At 63.7% G+C, this 17,236-nt stretch carries 21 protein-coding genes and 1 pseudogene; 14 read left to right on the forward strand and 8 right to left on the reverse strand.

All coding sequences use genetic code 11. The features are described from left to right. The first annotated feature begins 492 nt into the window (after nucleotides 1-492). The 12 genes from RSP45_RS11315 to RSP45_RS11370 all read left to right on the forward strand — a co-directional run bounded on the left by RSP45_RS11315 (nucleotide 493) and on the right by RSP45_RS11370 (nucleotide 10,260). The gene (locus RSP45_RS11315) at nucleotides 493-774 is read left to right on the forward strand and encodes a helix-turn-helix transcriptional regulator (RefSeq protein ID WP_012092626.1); all 282 of its coding nucleotides are present in this window, start codon (nucleotides 493-495) and stop codon (nucleotides 772-774) included. An 18-nt stretch (nucleotides 775-792) separates the two neighbouring features. Then, entirely contained in the window at nucleotides 793-1,968 is a 1,176-nt protein-coding gene (locus RSP45_RS11320) for a replication initiator protein A (protein WP_088233773.1), read from the forward strand. Continuing rightward, nucleotides 1,965-2,618, forward strand: a complete 654-nt coding sequence (gene parA / locus RSP45_RS11325) for a ParA family partition ATPase (protein ID WP_058096760.1) — start codon at nucleotides 1,965-1,967, stop codon at nucleotides 2,616-2,618. Before RSP45_RS11320 ends, parA begins: the two co-directional genes overlap by 4 nt. Beyond that, complete coding sequence (locus RSP45_RS11330; RefSeq protein ID WP_058096761.1) at nucleotides 2,615-3,358, forward strand: DNA-methyltransferase; 744 nt, start codon at nucleotides 2,615-2,617, stop codon at nucleotides 3,356-3,358. The genes parA and RSP45_RS11330 overlap by 4 nt, the downstream gene beginning before the upstream one ends. Further along, nucleotides 3,355-3,609: a hypothetical protein gene (locus tag RSP45_RS11335; protein WP_058096762.1), complete on the forward strand. Its 255-nt coding sequence runs from the start codon at nucleotides 3,355-3,357 to the stop codon at nucleotides 3,607-3,609. The genes RSP45_RS11330 and RSP45_RS11335 overlap by 4 nt, the downstream gene beginning before the upstream one ends. Next, complete coding sequence (locus RSP45_RS11340) at nucleotides 3,606-4,091, forward strand: DUF2840 domain-containing protein (RefSeq protein WP_058096763.1); 486 nt, start codon at nucleotides 3,606-3,608, stop codon at nucleotides 4,089-4,091. Before RSP45_RS11335 ends, RSP45_RS11340 begins: the two co-directional genes overlap by 4 nt. Beyond that, entirely contained in the window at nucleotides 4,088-4,633 is a 546-nt protein-coding gene (locus RSP45_RS11345) for a S26 family signal peptidase (RefSeq protein WP_058096764.1), read from the forward strand. Before RSP45_RS11340 ends, RSP45_RS11345 begins: the two co-directional genes overlap by 4 nt. A gap of 67 nt (nucleotides 4,634-4,700) precedes the next feature. Next, entirely contained in the window at nucleotides 4,701-5,036 is a 336-nt protein-coding gene (locus RSP45_RS11350) for a DUF736 domain-containing protein (protein WP_058096765.1), read from the forward strand. 2 nt (nucleotides 5,037-5,038) lie between these two features. Next, nucleotides 5,039-5,803: a lytic transglycosylase domain-containing protein gene (locus tag RSP45_RS11355; protein ID WP_088233775.1), complete on the forward strand. Its 765-nt coding sequence runs from the start codon at nucleotides 5,039-5,041 to the stop codon at nucleotides 5,801-5,803. A gap of 243 nt (nucleotides 5,804-6,046) precedes the next feature. Beyond that, a complete protein-coding gene (locus RSP45_RS11360; RefSeq protein WP_088233776.1) occupies nucleotides 6,047-7,801 on the forward strand; it encodes a relaxase/mobilization nuclease domain-containing protein in 1,755 nt (584 codons plus the stop codon). 25 nt (nucleotides 7,802-7,826) lie between these two features. After that, entirely contained in the window at nucleotides 7,827-9,812 is a 1,986-nt protein-coding gene (locus RSP45_RS11365) for a conjugal transfer protein TraG (RefSeq protein ID WP_088233777.1), read from the forward strand. A gap of 4 nt (nucleotides 9,813-9,816) precedes the next feature. Beyond that, the gene (locus RSP45_RS11370) at nucleotides 9,817-10,260 is read left to right on the forward strand and encodes a CopG family transcriptional regulator (RefSeq protein ID WP_058096996.1); all 444 of its coding nucleotides are present in this window, start codon (nucleotides 9,817-9,819) and stop codon (nucleotides 10,258-10,260) included. A gap of 310 nt (nucleotides 10,261-10,570) precedes the next feature. Here RSP45_RS11370 and RSP45_RS11375 read toward each other — a convergent pair. Beyond that, nucleotides 10,571-11,658, reverse strand: a protein-coding gene (locus RSP45_RS11375; RefSeq protein ID WP_415394053.1) for an IS3 family transposase whose coding sequence is annotated in 2 segments (ribosomal slippage) — nucleotides 10,571-11,409 and nucleotides 11,409-11,658 — 1,089 coding nt in all. Because the reading frame shifts where the segments join, the coding sequence is not laid out codon by codon here. A 134-nt stretch (nucleotides 11,659-11,792) separates the two neighbouring features. Here RSP45_RS11375 and RSP45_RS11380 point away from each other — a divergent pair. Together RSP45_RS11380 and RSP45_RS11385 are read left to right on the forward strand one after the other, a co-directional pair. After that, a pseudogene (locus RSP45_RS11380) lies at nucleotides 11,793-12,509 on the forward strand (DUF5930 domain-containing protein); the annotation flags it as partial. A 111-nt stretch (nucleotides 12,510-12,620) separates the two neighbouring features. Then, complete coding sequence (locus tag RSP45_RS11385) at nucleotides 12,621-12,923, forward strand: M23 family metallopeptidase (RefSeq protein ID WP_415394054.1); 303 nt, start codon at nucleotides 12,621-12,623, stop codon at nucleotides 12,921-12,923. Between the two features lie 150 nt (nucleotides 12,924-13,073). Here the strand turns inward: RSP45_RS11385 and RSP45_RS11390 are convergent, their stop codons facing one another. The 7 genes from RSP45_RS11390 to lspA form a co-directional block, all read right to left on the reverse strand. Further along, entirely contained in the window at nucleotides 13,074-13,589 is a 516-nt protein-coding gene (locus RSP45_RS11390; RefSeq protein WP_415391994.1) for a L,D-transpeptidase family protein, read from the reverse strand. Nucleotides 13,590-13,638: 49 nt separating this feature from the next. Further along, nucleotides 13,639-14,103 carry a DUF411 domain-containing protein gene (locus tag RSP45_RS11395; protein ID WP_415394055.1) on the reverse strand — a complete coding sequence of 155 codons (465 nt, stop codon included), beginning with the start codon at nucleotides 14,101-14,103 and terminating at the stop codon, nucleotides 13,639-13,641. A gap of 123 nt (nucleotides 14,104-14,226) precedes the next feature. Beyond that, entirely contained in the window at nucleotides 14,227-14,889 is a 663-nt protein-coding gene (locus RSP45_RS11400; RefSeq protein ID WP_415391995.1) for a L,D-transpeptidase, read from the reverse strand. A 267-nt stretch (nucleotides 14,890-15,156) separates the two neighbouring features. Beyond that, complete coding sequence (locus RSP45_RS11405) at nucleotides 15,157-15,555, reverse strand: hypothetical protein (protein ID WP_415391996.1); 399 nt, start codon at nucleotides 15,553-15,555, stop codon at nucleotides 15,157-15,159. A gap of 75 nt (nucleotides 15,556-15,630) precedes the next feature. Next, nucleotides 15,631-16,311: a DsbA family protein gene (locus RSP45_RS11410; protein ID WP_415391997.1), complete on the reverse strand. Its 681-nt coding sequence runs from the start codon at nucleotides 16,309-16,311 to the stop codon at nucleotides 15,631-15,633. Continuing rightward, nucleotides 16,308-16,721: a disulfide bond formation protein B gene (locus tag RSP45_RS11415; protein WP_273699837.1), complete on the reverse strand. Its 414-nt coding sequence runs from the start codon at nucleotides 16,719-16,721 to the stop codon at nucleotides 16,308-16,310. Before RSP45_RS11415 ends, RSP45_RS11410 begins: the two co-directional genes overlap by 4 nt. Next, nucleotides 16,714-17,193 carry a signal peptidase II gene (gene lspA, locus RSP45_RS11420; RefSeq protein WP_415391998.1) on the reverse strand — a complete coding sequence of 160 codons (480 nt, stop codon included), beginning with the start codon at nucleotides 17,191-17,193 and terminating at the stop codon, nucleotides 16,714-16,716. The genes RSP45_RS11415 and lspA overlap by 8 nt, the downstream gene beginning before the upstream one ends. Nucleotides 17,194-17,236 lie beyond the last annotated feature (43 nt).

Genomic DNA, 17,236 nt, shown 5'->3' on the forward strand with positions numbered 1-17,236 from the left:
TGGGGAGCATTCAACATCAGGCGCATCCCCTCCGGCACTTGCCCTCGCGAAAGCGTTCTCCCGATCCGGTTGCGGCCGGATTTTTTCGTTGTTTTCGAGGGCTATTCGGGCGGCTGAACACTGACCCCGCTGCCATGAGGTCCGGAAGCGGTTTCTCCGGACCGATACTCTCCTGACCTGATGACTGTGCCGGTTGGTGAATTTCTTACAGCAAGCTGAAATTGTGTGCTTTTCGGCTTTTCGGGATCGCCGGCCCGAATACTTCGATGCCGGTGGCGTTCGTGAGGGGGAGAATAAATCGAGCTATCGCCCTCAGAATAGTTCCGTGCTGCTCTCGTCGCGGATACGGAGGGGGTATCTTTCGCCCCTGATGGTGGGCGATTTCGATACCCCCCAACTTCGCCCTGCACCTCGCCGGTCTTCCTTCGCCACCGTGGTCATTGCCCGCCGCTGATCCGCAGTGGCCGTTTGCAACACCACGGAGGCCCGATCATGCCACATGAACCCGTCGTCCTGCCGCCGCGTTTTCTACGGACCAAAGAGGCCGCGACCTTTCTCAGCCTCTCGGCCCGGACGCTCGAAAAACACCGCACCTACGGAACCGGGCCAGCCTATCGCAAGCTTGGCGGCCGTGTGGTCTATGCCATCGACGATCTTGAGGCCTGGACCGAGCGCGGCGCGGTGACCTCCACCTCCGATCCGCGCGGCTCCGTGCTGCCCGCCAAGCGTCATGCGTTTCCGTCCGGCCCGCAGGCTGGTCGTTACGCCCGCTGACCGCTCGCGGTTTTCTTCATGACGGTGCGACGTCGATCCCTTTCCGAGCGCGGGCAACTCGACCTGTTCAGGGCGCTCCCCGGCGATTTCGCGCCACGAGACGCGCAGGATCTCATGGCCTATCCCTTCTTCTCCCTCGCCAAGTCGAAGCGCATCGCGCCCATCGACTTCGCCGCCGGCAATGTCTCCATCCGGGTCGAGGCTGTTCCCGATCACGGCATGGCCACGATCTGGGACGCCGATATTCTGATCTGGGCGGCGAGCCAGATCGTCGAAGCCCGCGACAGCGGCCTTCGCACCTCCCGGCTGATGGCCGCCACGCCCTACGAGATTCTCACCTATGTCGGGCGCGGCACCGGCTTGCGCGACTATCAGCGCCTGAAGGCGGCGCTCGACCGGCTGCAATCGACCACGATTTCCACCTCGATCCGCCAGCCGGTCGAAGGGCGCCGGCATCGCTTCTCCTGGATCAACGAATGGCAGGAACGCACCGACCATAGCGGCAGACCCGATGGCATCGAGATGATCGTGCCGGACTGGTTCTACCAGGCCGTCCTCGACGATGCGCTCGTGCTGACCATCGACCGGACCTATTTCGACCTAACCGGCGGCCTTGACCGCTGGCTCTATCGCCTGGTGCGCAAGCACGGCGGCCGCCAGCGCGATGGCTGGCGGTTCGATTTCCGTCACCTTCACCAGAAATCCGGCAGCCTGTCGCCGTTCAAGCGCTTCGCCTTCGAGCTGCGCGACATCATCCGGCGCCAGCCTCTGCCGGGCTATTCGCTGTTTCTCGAAGCTGAGGTTGGCGGGCGGATGCTGCTGGCCTTCGAGCCGGTCGCGCCCTGTGGAAAACCTGTGGATGGCCTCGTGCTATCAGGAACCCGGACTATCGTGCTATCGGGAACCGGAGGCTCGTGCTATCAGGAACCGAAACCGGGCTTAACACCCGGAACCCATTCAGGAAATCGCGCCCTTAACTTAGAGTCTAACAAAGAGTCTAACTTTGAAGAGCGCGCGCGCGATGTGGAAAACCTCATCCGCGACACCGCCAGAAACCTCGGTAGAGCCGCGAAGGAGAGGGCCTCATGTGCCCTGACACCGCCTCGACCGGCATCTGATCGAGGCGCAACCGAGGCTCCTGAATCTGCCGATACACCCCGCCTGCCTCTCGATCTGCCGGGGGGGTGCGAATGATCATCGCGCTCCTCAACCAGAAGGGCGGCGTCGGGAAGACGACGCTGGCGCTGCATCTTGCCGGAGAATTGGCGCAGGGTGGCAAGCGCGTCACCCTGATCGACGCCGATCCGCAAGGTTCCGCCCTCGACTGGTCGCAACAACGCGCGCGTGAGGGCCTGCCCCGTGCCTTCGGCACACTCGGCCTGGCGCGCGATACGCTGCACCGTGAGGCGCCAGAGCTTGCCCGCGATGTCGATCATATCGTCATAGACGGGCCGCCGCGCGTCGCCGGCCTCATGCGCTCGGCGCTGCTCGCCGCCGATCTCGTGCTGATCCCGGTGCAGCCATCGCCGTTCGACGGCTGGGCCTCGGCCGAGATGCTCGCCCTCCTGACGGAAGCGAGCATCTATCGCCCGCAGCTCGTCGCGCGCTTCGTGCTCAACCGCTGCGGCTCGCGCACCGTCATTGCCCGCGAAACGGCCGAGACGCTGGCGGACCACGACCCCCCGCTACTCGCCAGCGCCATCGGCCAGCGCGTCGTCTTCGCCGACGCCGCGCAGACCGGGCGGCTCGCCAGTGAGATCGACGCCCGATCACCTGCGGCGCGCGAGATCGCAGCACTGGCTACCGAGGTCGAACGGCTGGGCATCGGGAGGGCGTCGGCATGACGATTCTCACCGGCGATTGCCGCGAACAGATGCCCTGGCACGCACCCTACGACATGATCCTCGCTGATCCGCCCTATGGCGGCACCTCGCTCGCCTGGGATCGGCGTGTCGAGGGCTGGGTCGGGCTGGCGCGCGCCGCGCTTACGCCGACCGGCTCGCTCTGGGTCTTCGGTTCGCTGCGCAGCTTCATGGCGACAGCGGACCGCTTCACTGATGCGGGCCTGCGGATCGCGCAGGAGGTGGTTTGGGAGAAGCAGAACGGCACCGGCTTTCATGCCGACCGCTTCAAGCGCGTGCATGAACTGGCGGTGCAGTTCTATCCCGCCGAGACGACATGGCGCGACATCTACAACGACGTCCAGACCACGCCCGACGCAACAGCCCGCACCGTCCGGCGCAAGCGGCGCCCACCCCATACCGGCAAGATCGACGCCGGCCATTACGTCAGCCATGACGGCGGGCCGCGCCTCATGCGCTCGGTCATCTACCTGCGCAACTGTCATGGCCGCGCCATCCATCCGACCGAGAAACCTGCGGCGCTCCTGGAAATTCTGATCCGCACGAGCTGCCCGGAAGGTGGCCTGGTCGGCGACTGGTTCGCCGGTTCCGGCGCGGCCGGGGAAGCCTGCCGGCTTTCCGGCCGGCGCTATATCGGCTGCGAGATCGACCCCGACATGGCCGAGCGCGCGCGGGCGCGCATCGCCACCGTGCTGCCGTTTCATGACGGAGGCCCGTCATGACGGCGCGCACCGACAAGCGCGGCTTCGCCGCCCGCCCGGCCGATCCCGAAGGCTGGATCAGGGCCGGCGATGCGCGACCAGCGCGAGATGGCGCCGTAACCGCCCATTCCGCCCGGCTGACGATTGACATCACGCCCGAGCTTCGCGGGCGGATCAAGATCGCCGCGATCAGACGCGGCATCACCGTCGCCGACATGCTGCGCGACCTGCTGGCGCGCGAGTTTCCCGACATATCGGGAGACCGCCCATGAACGGCATCGACGCCCATGACGACGATCTGACCCGCGTGGAACTGACCTGGGTGGAAGGCAGGACCGAATACTGGATCAGGTTCGGCCATGAGGCGGGAACGCAGCTCCTCGACCGCAACCGCCGTATCGTCTCTTTCGGTCCTGGCGCGGTGTTCGCGTTCGTCCGCTGGGCGGCGAACGACCACGGCACGATCATTTCGCGCCTCGACATCCTGCGCGCGGTTGCGCCGGGCGAGTCCTATCAGACGCTGCCCTTCGCCCGTCCGGGCGGCGAAATCCTGCTGAAGATCGAAGGCTGGCCGAAGGTCGAGGCCGTCCTCCGCCATGTCGACGGGATCGAGGCCATTGGCGTCGATCCCGCCCAGGTCGATCCCGATCACTGGCGGCACGTTGCCCATTGGATGAACGCGGGCGAAGCGCCGCGACCCTACACCGCCGAGCGCCATCAGGCATGGCTCCGGCGCCGGGAGATCGCCCCATGACGCGCTTTCGCTATGTCATGGCGACAACGGCTGCCACGCTCGGGATCGCCATTACCGGATTCGTTCCGACCGCGCCAAGGCTGGTCTGGAACGCATCGGCCAGCGTGCCCATCGGCTTCTACACCGTCACGCCCACTCAGCGGATCGAGGTGCCCGATCTGGTCGCCGTCATCCCACCCGAACCCATCGCTTCGTTCATGGTCAAGCGCGGCTATGTCGCCCGCGACGTGCCGCTTCTGAAGCATGTCCTCGGCTTGCCCGGACAGCGCGTATGTCGCGCTGGCCGCGCCATCTCCGTCAACGGCGTTCCGCTCGGCGAGGCGCGCGACCACGACAGCCTCGGCCGAGACCTGCCGGTCTGGCTGGGCTGCCGCGTCATCGCCGAGGGCGAGGTTTTCCTGATGAACCCGGACGTCGGCGACAGCCTCGACGGCCGCTATTTCGGCCCGCTCCCCGCCTCCGCGGTGATCGGCCACGCGATCCCGCTTTTCACCGACGAAGACGGCGATGGCCGCTTTGTCTGGCGCGCGCCGATGCGGTGACGGCGCGTCCAGTGCGGGGCGTGCGAGCGGCCCGCGTCTTCTCTACCGCATAGGAAAGGAGCCTTCCATGGCACAGATCGGCCAGTTTACCCGCACCCCGTCCGGCTATTTCGGGCAGCTTCGCACCCTCTCGCTCGACCTTGAGCTGACCTTTGTTCCGATCGATGATGTCGAGTCAGAGAACGCGCCCGCCTATCGAATTCGGCTTGGGGATGAAGACGGGCCGGAAGTCGGCGCAGGCTGGAAACATTCTGGCGAGCGCGCAGGACCGTTCGTCTCCGTCCTTCTCGACGATCCCGTCTTTCAGCAGCCGATCCGCGCCCGGCTGTTCCAGTCGGACGAAGATGGCCGCGAGTGGGGTCTGCACTGGACCCGTCCGAAGAAGCGCGACGAACAGGGGTGATCATGGTCACGTCCTGCACTCGTCCCGCTTCGGGGAGATGCGGTGTCCGCCGCCGCATCATCCTCCTTCTTTTTTCCGGCCTGTTCGTCTCCACCATCGCCCCGCTGTCCGGTCTGGCGCAAACCACCGTGCCGGATCGCACGGTCGCTGCGCATCCGCACGGCGCGCATATCGAGGAGGCTTCGCAGCGTTTCGGCATCCCGCCGTCATGGATCATCGCCGTGATGCAGGTCGAAAGCGCGGGCGATATGCGCGCCATATCCACCGCCGGGGCGATGGGGCTGATGCAGGTCATGCCCTCGACTTGGGCGGAGCTGCGCATCCGCCATGCTCTCGGCCGCGACCCCTTCGAGCCGCGCGACAACATCCTCGCGGGCACCGCCTACCTACGCGAGATGTGGGATCGCTACGGCAATGTCGCCGCGATGCTCGCGGCCTACAATGCCGGTCCCGGTCGCTACGATGAATACCGCGCGACGGCTCGTCCGCTGCCTGCCGAGACGCGCGCCTATGTCGCTGCTTTGACGCCGATCCTGCTCGGCGAGCGGCCTTCCGGCAGCGGCTCGACGGTCGCTCCGCCGCCCGACTGGCGCGAGGCGGCGCTCTTCGTCGCGCGTGAAATAGGCGCTTCCGCTGCCGATCCCGCGTCCCCCGACCGCACGCCGGACGATGCCCCTTCGCTCGTCCCGGCGGCACCGGACGCACTCACCGCCTTGCAGTCGGAGGGGCTGTTCGTCGCCCGCGATGCCGGTGGGGACCGGCCATGAGCAGCGGCACCGCAATTCGCATCCCATCGGGCGCTGGCGTGTCATGGAGGGCGCAGAGGGTGGCGGCAGGCACCACGACCGAAAGATGGCAGGATAAAAGCGCGCACGGTGCGGCTCAGGCGGGCGGTTGTTTTTGTTCATGTTTCTGGCGCGTTTCGCACCGTGCGGCGCTATCGCGCACCGTGTGCTTCGCGTCCATCTTCCTGATTTTATTCTCTGTTTTGCACCGTGCGGGGATGTGCCATGTCCGATGAGCACGAGTTCCGCATCCGTCCGGGGCGCATCCGCTCAACTCGTGCGCAGCAAACCCGGCCCTTCATCGCGCAGGCACTTGCCGCCGCGAAGAAGGCCGGAGGCGGCGTCTCGCGATCCGGTCGCGTCACATCCGGCAATCGTTCCCGCTTCGGGCGCGGCCAGCGCGCCAGCGTACAGGCCAACCGCCTCATCACCTCCCGTACACGCGGCGCCGTCGTCAAGGCACGCGTCGTTCGCCACATGGCGTCGTCGGCGCCGCTTGGTGCGCATCTTGATTACCTGCGCCGTGACGGCGTGACCCGAGACGGAGAGAAGGCAAGGCTGTTCGGGCCGGGAACGGAGGATGCCGATGGTCGCGCTTTCGCGGAGCGCTGCGGTGATGACCGGCATCATTTCCGGTTCATCGTCTCGCCTGACGACGCGCTGGATATGTCCGACCTCCGATCCTTCACCGACGATCTTGTCGGCCAGATGGAAAAGGATCTCGGCACGCGCCTCGATTGGGTGGCGGTCGATCACTGGAACACGGCGCATCCGCATGTCCATCTGATCGTGCGCGGCACCCGCGACGACGGGCAGGATCTCGTGATTTCCCGAGACTACATCAAGGAGGGGATGCGGGACCGGGCGCGCGATCTCATCACCCTGGATCTGGGGCCGCGCACTGATCTCGACATCCGCCGCAGCCTTGAGGCCCAGATCGAGGCGGAACGCTGGACACAACTCGACCGGCAGCTTGCCCGCGACGCTGGCAAATCCGGTATCGTCGATCTCGCCCCGCTCGCTGATCACCCGCAGGACGAGTTCCACACGCTGAAGGTCGGTCGGCTGCGCACCCTTGAAATCCTCGGGCTGGCCGATCAGATCGGCCAGTCGCAGTGGTTCATCAAGCCCGAGGCTGAAGCGGTCCTACGCGAGCTTGGCGAGCGTAGTGACATCATCAAGCGCATGCACCGCGCCCTGACCGAACGCGGCATCGAGCGCGGCTCCGCCAGCTATGTCCTCGCCGGTGAAAGCCTCGACGTTCCGGTTATCGGCCGTCTGGTCGAACGCGGCCTTGATGACGAGTTGAAGGGGACCGCCTATGCCGTGGTCGATGGTGCCGACGGCCGCAGCCATCATATCAGGCTCCCGCATCTGGATGCCGCTGGCGACAGCCCGCCCGGCTCGATTGTCGAGCTGCGCGCTTATGAGGATGCGCAAGGCGCGCGCCGTGTCGCGCTTGCCGTCCGCTCCGATCTCGATCTCGGCGCGCAGATCGGCGCCTCGGGTGCGACCTGGCTCGATCGGCAGGCCATCGCCCGCGAGCCCATCGCCCTATCGGACAGCGGCTTTGGTGCCGAGGTCCGTCAGGCTCTGGATGAGCGCGCGGAGCATCTGATCGGCGAGGGCTATGCCGAGCGGCAGGGCGGCCGCGTTGTCTTCGCGCGCCGACTGCTCAGCACACTGCGCAGGCGCGAACTCGACAGCCTCGCCGAGAAGCTCGCGGCAGATACCGGCATGTCCTTCGAGCGCGCCGCCAGTGGCGAATATGTCGCCGGTTCCTATCGTCAGCGCTTCGCACTCGCCTCCGGCCGCTTCGCCATGATCGAGGGTCCCGGACCTGACGGGGGTCTCGGCTTCCAGCTCGTGCCCTGGTCGCCCTCGCTGGAAAAGCAGATCGGCCGTCACGTCTCCGGCGTGGCCCGCGACGATGGCGGCATCGATTGGGATTTTGGGCGCAAGCGCAGCCTCGGCCTCTGACCTCAACTGGAAAGGATCTCTGCCCATGTCCGCCACCAAAATTCTCTGGGGACAGATCACCACCGTCTTCCTCATCATCCTTGCCACCACCTGGGGCGCGACGCAATATGTCGCCTGGAGCCTCGGCTATCAGCCGCAACTCGGCCCGCCCTGGTTCGAACTGCTCGGGACGCCGATCTATTATCCCCCGGCGATCTTCTGGTGGTGGTATTTCTATGAAGCCTATGCGCCGCCGATCTTCGCGAAGGGCGGCATCATCGCGGCCTCGGGCGGCTTCATCGCCATCGCGGTCGCCATCGGCATGTCGGTCTGGCGGGCGCGCGAGGCGAAGAACGTCGCCACCTACGGCTCGGCGCGTTGGGCCTCAAAGCCCGAGGTGAAGGCCGCCGGCCTGCTCGATCCCGATGGCGTAGTCCTCGGCCGATATGACCGCGAGTATCTGCGGCATGATGGCCCCGAGCATGTGCTGTGCTTCGCGCCGACCCGTTCGGGCAAGGGCGTCGGCCTGGTGGTGCCGACGCTGCTGACCTGGCCGGGCTCGGCAGTTGTCCACGACATCAAGGGCGAGAACTGGCAACTCACTTCGGGGTTTCGTTCACACCATGGTCGCGTGCTGCTGTTCGATCCGACCAACCCGAAATCCTCGGCCTACAATCCGCTGCTCGAAGTGCGTCGCGGCGAGTGGGAGGTGAGGGACGTGCAGAACATCGCCGACATCCTCGTCGATCCCGAAGGCAGCCTCGACAAGCGCAACCATTGGGAAAAGACCTCCCATTCGCTCCTCGTCGGCGCGATCCTTCATGTTCTTTATGCCGAGCCTGACAAGACGCTGGCAGGTGTGGCCAGATTCCTGTCCGATCCCAAGCGTCCGGTGGACTCCACCCTGCGCGCCATGATGACAACCGCGCATCTGGGTGAGGCGGGGCCGCATCCGGTCGTGGCCAGTGCGGCGCGCGAGCTGCGCAACAAGTCCGAGAACGAGCGGTCGGGCGTGTTGTCGACGGCGATGTCGTTTCTCGGCCTCTATCGCGATCCCGTCGTGGCCGAGGTCACGCGCCGCTCCGACTGGCGGATCAGCGATATTGTGGCCGGCGATCAGCCGACCACGCTCTACCTCGTCGTGCCGCCTTCCGACATCAACCGCACCAAACCCCTGATGCGATTGCTGCTCAATCAGGTTGGCCGTCGCCTCACCGAGGATCTGCAAGCGAATGCCGGAAGGCATCGGCTGCTCTTGATGCTCGACGAGTTTCCAGCGCTCGGGCGGCTGGACTTCTTCGAGACGGCGCTGGCCTTCATGGCGGGCTACGGCCTCAAGAGCTTCCTGATCGCGCAGTCGCTGAACCAGATCGAGAAAGCCTATGGGCCGAACAACTCGATTCTCGACAACTGCCATGTCCGCGTGAGCTTCGCCACCAACGATGAGCGCACCGCCAAGCGCGTGTCGGACGCCCTCGGCACCGCCACCGAGATGAAGGCGATGAAGAACTATGCCGGGCACCGGCTGTCGCCCTGGCTGGGGCATCTCATGGTCTCGCGCTCGGAAACCGCGCGCCAGTTGCTCACGCCGGGCGAGATCATGCAGCTCCCACCACATGAGGAGATCGTCATGGTGGCGGGCATCCCGCCGATCCGGGCGACGAAGGCGCGCTACTTTGAGGATGCCCGGTTTCAGGAGCGCGTTCTTTCCCCGCCTGATCTGACGCGCCCGGAAGGAACCCGTGCCGACGACTGGACCGCGTTGCCGATCCCGGCGCGACCCGGTCCTGCCGAGGATGACGAGGACCACATGAGGGATGATGAAGATCCGACCGAATCCGAACGCCGCTTGCAGCCCGAACTCAGCCGCGTGAAGCCGGTGGAGAAGAAAAAGCCCATCGAGAACGAGTTCGAGCCCGATCTTTCCGATGACGTGGAAGAAGATGTTGCCCGGAACCGACGCATGATCCGCCAGGTGCAGGGGATTGCCCGGCAGGTCGCCATGGACCCGAACGACGGCATGGAGCTGTAGCGCCATGACACGCCACAGGAAGAAATCGAAGATCACGATCTATCTTGACCCCGATGTCACCTCGGCGCTGGCGGACTTTGCGGCACGCCGGGATCGCTCGCAATCCATGATCGCCGAAGCCGCCATCGCGTCGTTCCTGTCGCCGGACGATGCCGAGCGGCGCGAAGCGGTTGTCGTCAAGCGCCTCGACCAGCTCGACCGCCGCATGGCGCGGCTTGAGCGGGACGTCGGCATCGCCGTCGAAAGCCTGGCGGTGTTCATTCGGTTCTGGGTCACGACAACGCCGGCGCTGCCTGAGCCAGCGGCGAAGGCCGCGAAGGCCAAGTCGGCGGAACGATATGAGGCGTTCATCACCGCACTCGGCCGGCGCCTCGCGCAGGGGCCGAAGCTCCGGCAGGAAATCTCGGAGGATGTGGCCGGATCAGAACAGGGTGCGGGGACACACTGATTGGTATACCATTTCGAGCCCATCAGCGACATTCAGGCAGACTGCGGTATGGCGCAGCCCCTCACGGATGCGGAAGAAGACCCGGCCCAAAGTAGACATTCCAGCGCTGTCGATCCTGCCTGGCGACATGTCCGAAAGCGGACACCGCACTCTTGCCGAACGGAAATCCACCCAATCAGTAAGACACGGCGGCGGCCTTCGGCGGATACTTGCGGTTCAAGCTGTGCAAAGCGCTGTTCGCTCGGTATCGTTGGCCAAGGGCGGGAGGGATGGTAATCCTCCCCGTTTTAACGGGGCGCGACCGTAGAACTTACGCAGCCATTTTCAGCTTCATGGCGGGTGTGACGCCGCCGATGCCCATGTTGGGGCGCTCGTTGTTGTAGGTCCATAGCCATTCGGTGGCGATCTGCTGCACCTCCTCGATGGTTTCAAAGATGTAGAGGTCGAGCCATTCGTGCCGGACCGTCCGGTTGTAGCGCTCGACATAGGCGTTCTGCTGCGGCTTTCCGGGCTGGATGTAGGTCAGGGCGATGCCCTGCTTTTCGGCCCAGATTGTCAGCGTGGCACTGACGTATTCCGGGCCGTTATCGACCCGGATCGCCAGCGGTTTGCCGCGCCATTCAATGATCTGGTTCAGGGCTCGGACGACCCGCTCGGCGGGCAGCGAAAAATCGACCTCGATACCCAGCCCCTCGCGGTTGAAGTCGTCCAGCACATTCAGCAGCCGGAACTGTCGCCCGTCGGCCAGCCGATCGGCCATGAAATCCATCGACCAGACCAGGTTCGGGGCTTCTGGAACTGCCAGTTCATCGGGCTTCTCCCGCTTCAGCCTGCGCCGCGGCTTGATCCGCAGGTTCAGCTCCAGCTCGCAGTAGATCCGGTGGACCCGCTTGTGGTTCCAGACATGTCCTTTGACGTTCCGCAGGTGCAGGAAACACAGGCCGAAACCCCAGGTCTTGTGGACATTCGTCAGCCCGACCAGCAGATCGGCAATCATCTCGTTCTCGTCGTCACGCTTCGGACTATAGCGAAAGCAGGTCTCGCTGACGCCGAACGCCCGGCAGGCCAGCGCGATGCTGACCCCCTTCGTCGCCACCGCCTTCTCGGCCAGCTCCCGGCGCTGAGCTGGCCGCGTCACTTTTTTCCCAGAGCCTCTCGAAGCAGATCGGCCTGCATGCTGAGATCGGCGAACATGCGCTTCAGTCGCCTGTTCTCATCCTCGAGGGCCTTCATCTGGCTCATCATGGATGCATCCATGCCGCCAAACTTCGCGCGCCATTTGTAAAACGTCGCGCTGCTGATCCCATGCTCGCGGCAAAGCTCGGAAACGGGCAGCCCGCCCTCCGCCTGGCGCAGCACGCCCATGATCTGGGCTTCGGTGAAACGGCTCTTCTTCATCGGAATCTCCTCGTCCATCTTGCCGAGAAAATTCTACCTTCGCATCCCCTTAACCACGGGGAGGATTACCCAACCATGTCCGGTTCGTTCGCCTAGGCCCCGCGTTTCAGGCCTTCGCTTGGGCTGGTGGAACGTCCTTGGTGGTGTGGTGCCTGACGGTCACGTCTGTCCTGATCGTGGACTCGATCAGTTCCGTCAGCGTACGAGAGCAGGCCGTCCTTGAGGACCGCGTCCTCGCGCTCAGCAGGGAGCGCAACCAGCGGGCAATGGAAGCACGCGCCGCCCAACAGCGGTTTGCAGCCGCCATCGAGCAGATCTCGTCGATGCAGAGCGAGCTTCTAGCGCTCGAGTCCCGCAACCGCGAGATGGAGAGTGAGTTTCAGGTCGCCCGAGACACCCTGCGCCGTACCATGGAAGAGACCGGTGTCGCACTCTCTGCATCGACTGCGTCACAGGACCAAAAAGCTGACGAACTCGCCGGCACGCTCGACTTACTGACCCGCACCCTGGCCGAGACGGTGGACAAGCGCGACCAAGCCGCCGCCAAGACCAACCAGGCCCTTCGCCTCGCCGGCGAACTGGAGCTTGAGTTGCGGCTGAGGGAAGAGGAGAGCGATCGAATCCTGCGACAGATCGAGGACACTCTGTTCGTCTCGGTCGAACCGCTCGACGAGATGCTCCGTGCGACCGGGCTTGACTCGGAGGCGTTACTCGCCTCCGTCAAGGGTGGCCAGTCGTTCCACGAGGAGGAGCCGTTGGTTCGCGTCGCCGTCTCCACGATGGGCAAGGCCTCGCTGGAGGACGCAACCGTGCGCGCGAACCGCATCGTCGACCGGCTCGACGAGCTCGACCACTACCGCCTGGCCCTTGAATCCGTGCCGCTCGCCATGCCGGTGCAAGACGCCTTCCGGTACACCTCGCCCTTCGGCCCGCGCTGGGGTCGAATGCACAAAGGCGTGGACATGGCCGGACCTGTCGGCACCCCCGTCTACGCCACGGCCGATGGGGTCGTCACCTTCGCTGGGTGGCAGAACGGTTACGGACGGATCGTCATCGTTCAACACCCCTTCGGTCTGGAAACCCGCTACCCGCACCTCAACGCCACCCGCGTCAAGGTGGGCCAGACGGTCGCGCGCGGCGATCGGGTAGGCGACATGGGCAACTCGGGCCGCTCGACAGGACCCCACCTCCACTACGAGGTGCGCGTGAACGGCGAGGCAGTCGATCCGATGCGCTACATCCGCGCCGGCCGAGACCTCCTCTGAGCAGGCCAGCGCACACTTAGGCTTCCACCGGAGGGTCGGGCCGCTCTGCCGTCGTGACACCGGGCATCCAGCGCGCCCATTACAAACCGGCTCGGCGTTACCTTCACACGACAGGCCTTTTCGATCCGGGCGTCAGGATTGATCTGTCGGTTACGGATAGATCAGGACCGGAACACCCGGCCGCAGCATGGCATAGATGTCTTCGATCTCATCATCTTGGACGGCGATGCATCCCGCGGTCCAGTCTCGATTCCCGCGAGCCAGCTTGTTCCCTTCTGGTCCGCGACCATGAAACATGATATCACTCCCGGCGCTGAGATTGAATTGCGCTGCATATTCCCGATCGCGCTCGTTCGGATAGGAAATCCCGACCGAAAGATGATAGCGACTTTGAGGATTGAAGCGATCAACGAAATAGATCCCCTCCGGTGTCTTGCCGTCACCTTCGAATTGCTTATGGCCAAGCGGCTGAAAGCCCAAGCCGAAGTCATAGGACTTCAATACGGTATTCCCACTTAACAAATACATGTGGCGCCGCCCCTTATAGACGACGACCTGTGTGACCGGGGGTCCAGAATATCGCTTGAGCTGCGGCTCTCGGACTCCACACGCTGCCAATGCAGCAAGAGCCATCAGCGAAAACCCACGTCGGCTCAATTTCATCATTCAGGGATGCTCCAAGATGGGCGGAAAGGATGTAACTTGCGGGACTCAGTCACAGGTCAGCCGCAGGGTAGCTACTGAAGATCTCGCTGCTTCCGTCGTTGCGGACCAACAGGACCTCATAGGCCTCACGCTTATCTTCCGGGCCCATGCCCGGGCTGCCATATGGCATGCCCGGCACCGCAAGACCTGCCGCATCCGGCCGCTCCTGCAGCAATCTGCGAATGTCAGCGGCCGGCACATGGCCTTCAAGAAAATACCCTTCCACCTGGCCAGTATGGCAGGACTGGTGAGATATCGGGACGCCCAAATCAATCTTGTGCTGGATCAAGAGAGTGCCAAGGCTCTTTTCTGACGTGACAGCGAACCCGTTTTCACGAAGATATTCCGTCCATTTCACACAGCACTCGCATCCCACACCCTCCACGACATGTATGTCTGTGTTCTGCGTCTGAGCAGCCGCTGCACCATACGTGCCCAACAAGATCAATGCGAATAGCCTGATGTGAGTTGCCATTTCCTTAACAGCGCGATTTCTCATATTTTGACCTTCTTTATTATAGCCGAACTTTCTACGTTCCGTCCGATTGACTTCAGACGAGAACGGCGCAGCCCCGAACAACTGCGCCGATGCCACGTTCTAGAATATGGCAACCTGAGTGCCGACCTCGGCCATGCCATAAAGTTCGGTGATATGTTCGTTGTACAGCCCATAGCATCCATTGGATGAACGCCGGCCGATCTTCCTTGTGTCATGAGTGCCATGTATAAGATAGGCCGGCCATGACAGATACAGGCCGTAGGGCCCAAGCGGATTATCCGGATCCCCTCCCTCCACGCGCAGTGGCAGGTCAGGGGTGCGCCGACGCATATCAGGTGTCGGCGTCCAGGGAGGGTTCTTGGCCTTGCGAACGATTTCGGTCAGGCCGCGCTTGGTCAGATCTTCGGATACCGGGATTGAACACGGATATACGCGATAGATAGTCTCGTCGCCATTCCAGTAGTGAAGCGCCTTCGAGTTGATGTCGGCGAGGATCACGCCGGCGCCTATGTCGCTGAAGAACTCGCTCCAGTGCCTGGAACGGAAAGACGAGATGTTGCGGCGGTTATCGGCATCGGGGTCGATCTGATACACGCCGACATCGGGCGCGCGGCCCTGCTCGGCATTGCCGTAGACGGGAAGGCCGGTACTCGGGTCGATTTGCTGCGCATTGGCGCCCAAGGCGCCATATCCCGCTGCAAAAAGGCCACCGACAAAGCTTCGGCGGCTCAGGCCAAAGGCTGCAAGTCCTCGTGTTTTCATGGTCACTGTCCGGTTTTTCTGCTTGTTTAACGCTTGTTTTGGCTTGAAAATTTCGCCAATTGGCGTGCGGCTTCTAAAGCGATCGGCTGGATCAGAAACGATTGGGATCGCCGGGTCAGAAGCTGGGTATCCGCGCGCTTTTGGCGGCTCTGCTCTGATCGCGCACGGCGCTCTCCGACACCGGCGAACACATCCAGCGGCAGCTTATGGAATTGGCCGCTGTATAGCTCAGGGTAAGGGGAGTTTACGCTCCAATACCGCGCTTGATCAGGCAGTATGAAGTCTGGGAGGCCGTTCTTGCAATGGCGGACTGATCCCGTTCAAGCTTAATGCAGAAAGCAAAGCTCGGGCCTTTACCGCAACCTGAGTTGACGGATTCGTTAGAAAGTCAGGGGTAATGGCTGTGAGTGCCAGACAAGCCCAGTCGCAGGTCGTGCCATCCTTCTCAGGGTCGCCTTCAACTGTGCAAGACAAGCAGTCGGCGTAGATTAGAGAAGCTTCCCCGGCCGGCTCTTCCGGCATCTTTTGAACCGCCAGTCGTGTATCCACACTGAGGCTATGTGCCGTTGCCGCAAGCAGCGCGACATTCAATGTGAGAGCGGTGAAGATAACCACTAACATGCGCAGCATGGTTGAAGGGTAGCGGGGCGGGAGCTTGGTGTCCATCGGAGCGGGATAGCAAAACCGTGTGCAGGAGTGGACGCTTTGACCCAGGCAATGGAACGATCCGTAGGCGATGGACTATCCCTGTTGTGTTGCCTCGACAACCGCCGCCCGCACCAATTCCGCCAGGCTCTGTAAGCTGACATCGGTCAGTTCTTGTCCATCAAGGTAGAAGGTCGGGGTCGCACGCACCCCGAGTGCCTCGATATCGGCCCGATCCTGTGTCAGGATCGCAACGGTTGCGGGATATTTCGTCTCGATGTCGCGGGTCGAAATGTCGAGGCCGGCCGCTTCCGCAGCATCCCAGGCGATGTCCAGATTCGGCCTGTCATGCCGCGCCCAAGCCGGCTGGCTCTCGAGCAACGCATTGAGCACCGGCTCGAACAAGTCCTGGCGCCGCGCGGCCTCCAGAATTGCCACGGCTTCGTCCGAACCCTGATGGAATGCCGCATAACGCATGACGATGCGCAGGCTATCTGGGAATTCAGCCCGCAACTGCTTCAGCACCGGATGAAAGGCGCGGCAAGCTTCGCAGGAAGGATCGAAGAATTCGACGAGAGTGACCGGCGCGTCTTCCGGTCCGAGGATAGGCGCCGTGGGACGCACGAGAAGCGCATTAAGGTCAGGGATGGCGGCGGCGCGCGCCTCCGCTTCGGCGGCGGCTTCGCGGGCCTGCCTGTCCCTGACCAACCAGGAGCCGCCGGCGAAGGCGGCAACACCAAGAGCTGATGCGCTCAGAACGAGGCTGCGTCGGTTCATGCGGATCGTCCTTTTGGAAGAAGAAGCAGGGTGATCGCGGTAAAGGCCGCGAGCGACAGGAAGGGAATCGGCAGTCCGAGGATGCTCTGCCCGGCTCGGTCGGTGCAGGAGGGGCCATTCGCCGTGCAAGGCAGCACAGGCTCGGGGATCCATCCGGCGTAGAGGCCTGAATGCCATGCGGCGATCACGAGCCCTGAGACTGCCAGCGGCAGAGCATAAAGCCGCCCGCGCGGATCGCCGGTCCAGAGGGCGACACCAAGGACAGGTGCCAGGGGGAACATGGCGATACGCTGATACCAGCAAAGGGTGCAAGGCAGCTGACCCAGCACCTCGCCGATGAAAAGCGCCGAGAATGTAGCCAGAAGCGCGACCAGGAAGGCAAAGGTGTGCCGCGTATTGAAGTCAGCCAACAGAGGCTCCGGTCTTTGGGAGGCGCTTCATACCAGCTGTCAGAATGGCGGCTGCGCCAAGGAAGATCGCGACATCGGCGCCGTTGAAGGTGGGCCAGATCCAGTCGCGCCAGTAGAAATCCAGAAAGTCGGTCACCGCGCCGTGGCGCAGCCGGTCGAGGATATTGCCGCACGCGCCTCCGACGATCAGCGCGAAGCCCGCGCGTTCCAGAGGCAGCCGCGCCCTGAGGCCCATACAGGCGAGAAAGACGGTCAGCGCACTGGTCAGTGCGGCCATGACCATCGGCTTATCGGCCATGATGTTGTAGAGCATGCCGAAGCTTGCGCCGGTATTGAAACCGAGCGTCAGGTTGAACCCGGGAAAGACAGATACCGGCACGTGGTAGTCGAGCAGTGCCAGAGCCGCGGCCTTGGTCCCCTGGTCAAGAACCAACACCAGAACAGCGAGACTGATGAAGGAGCGCCAACGCATCACGCACCTTCCTTCTGCCAATCGGTTCGCCAGGAGGCACCCC

The organism is Paracoccus sp. SJTW-4, assembly GCF_047716885.1.
Taxonomy (GTDB): Bacteria; Pseudomonadota; Alphaproteobacteria; order Rhodobacterales; family Rhodobacteraceae; genus Paracoccus; species Paracoccus solventivorans.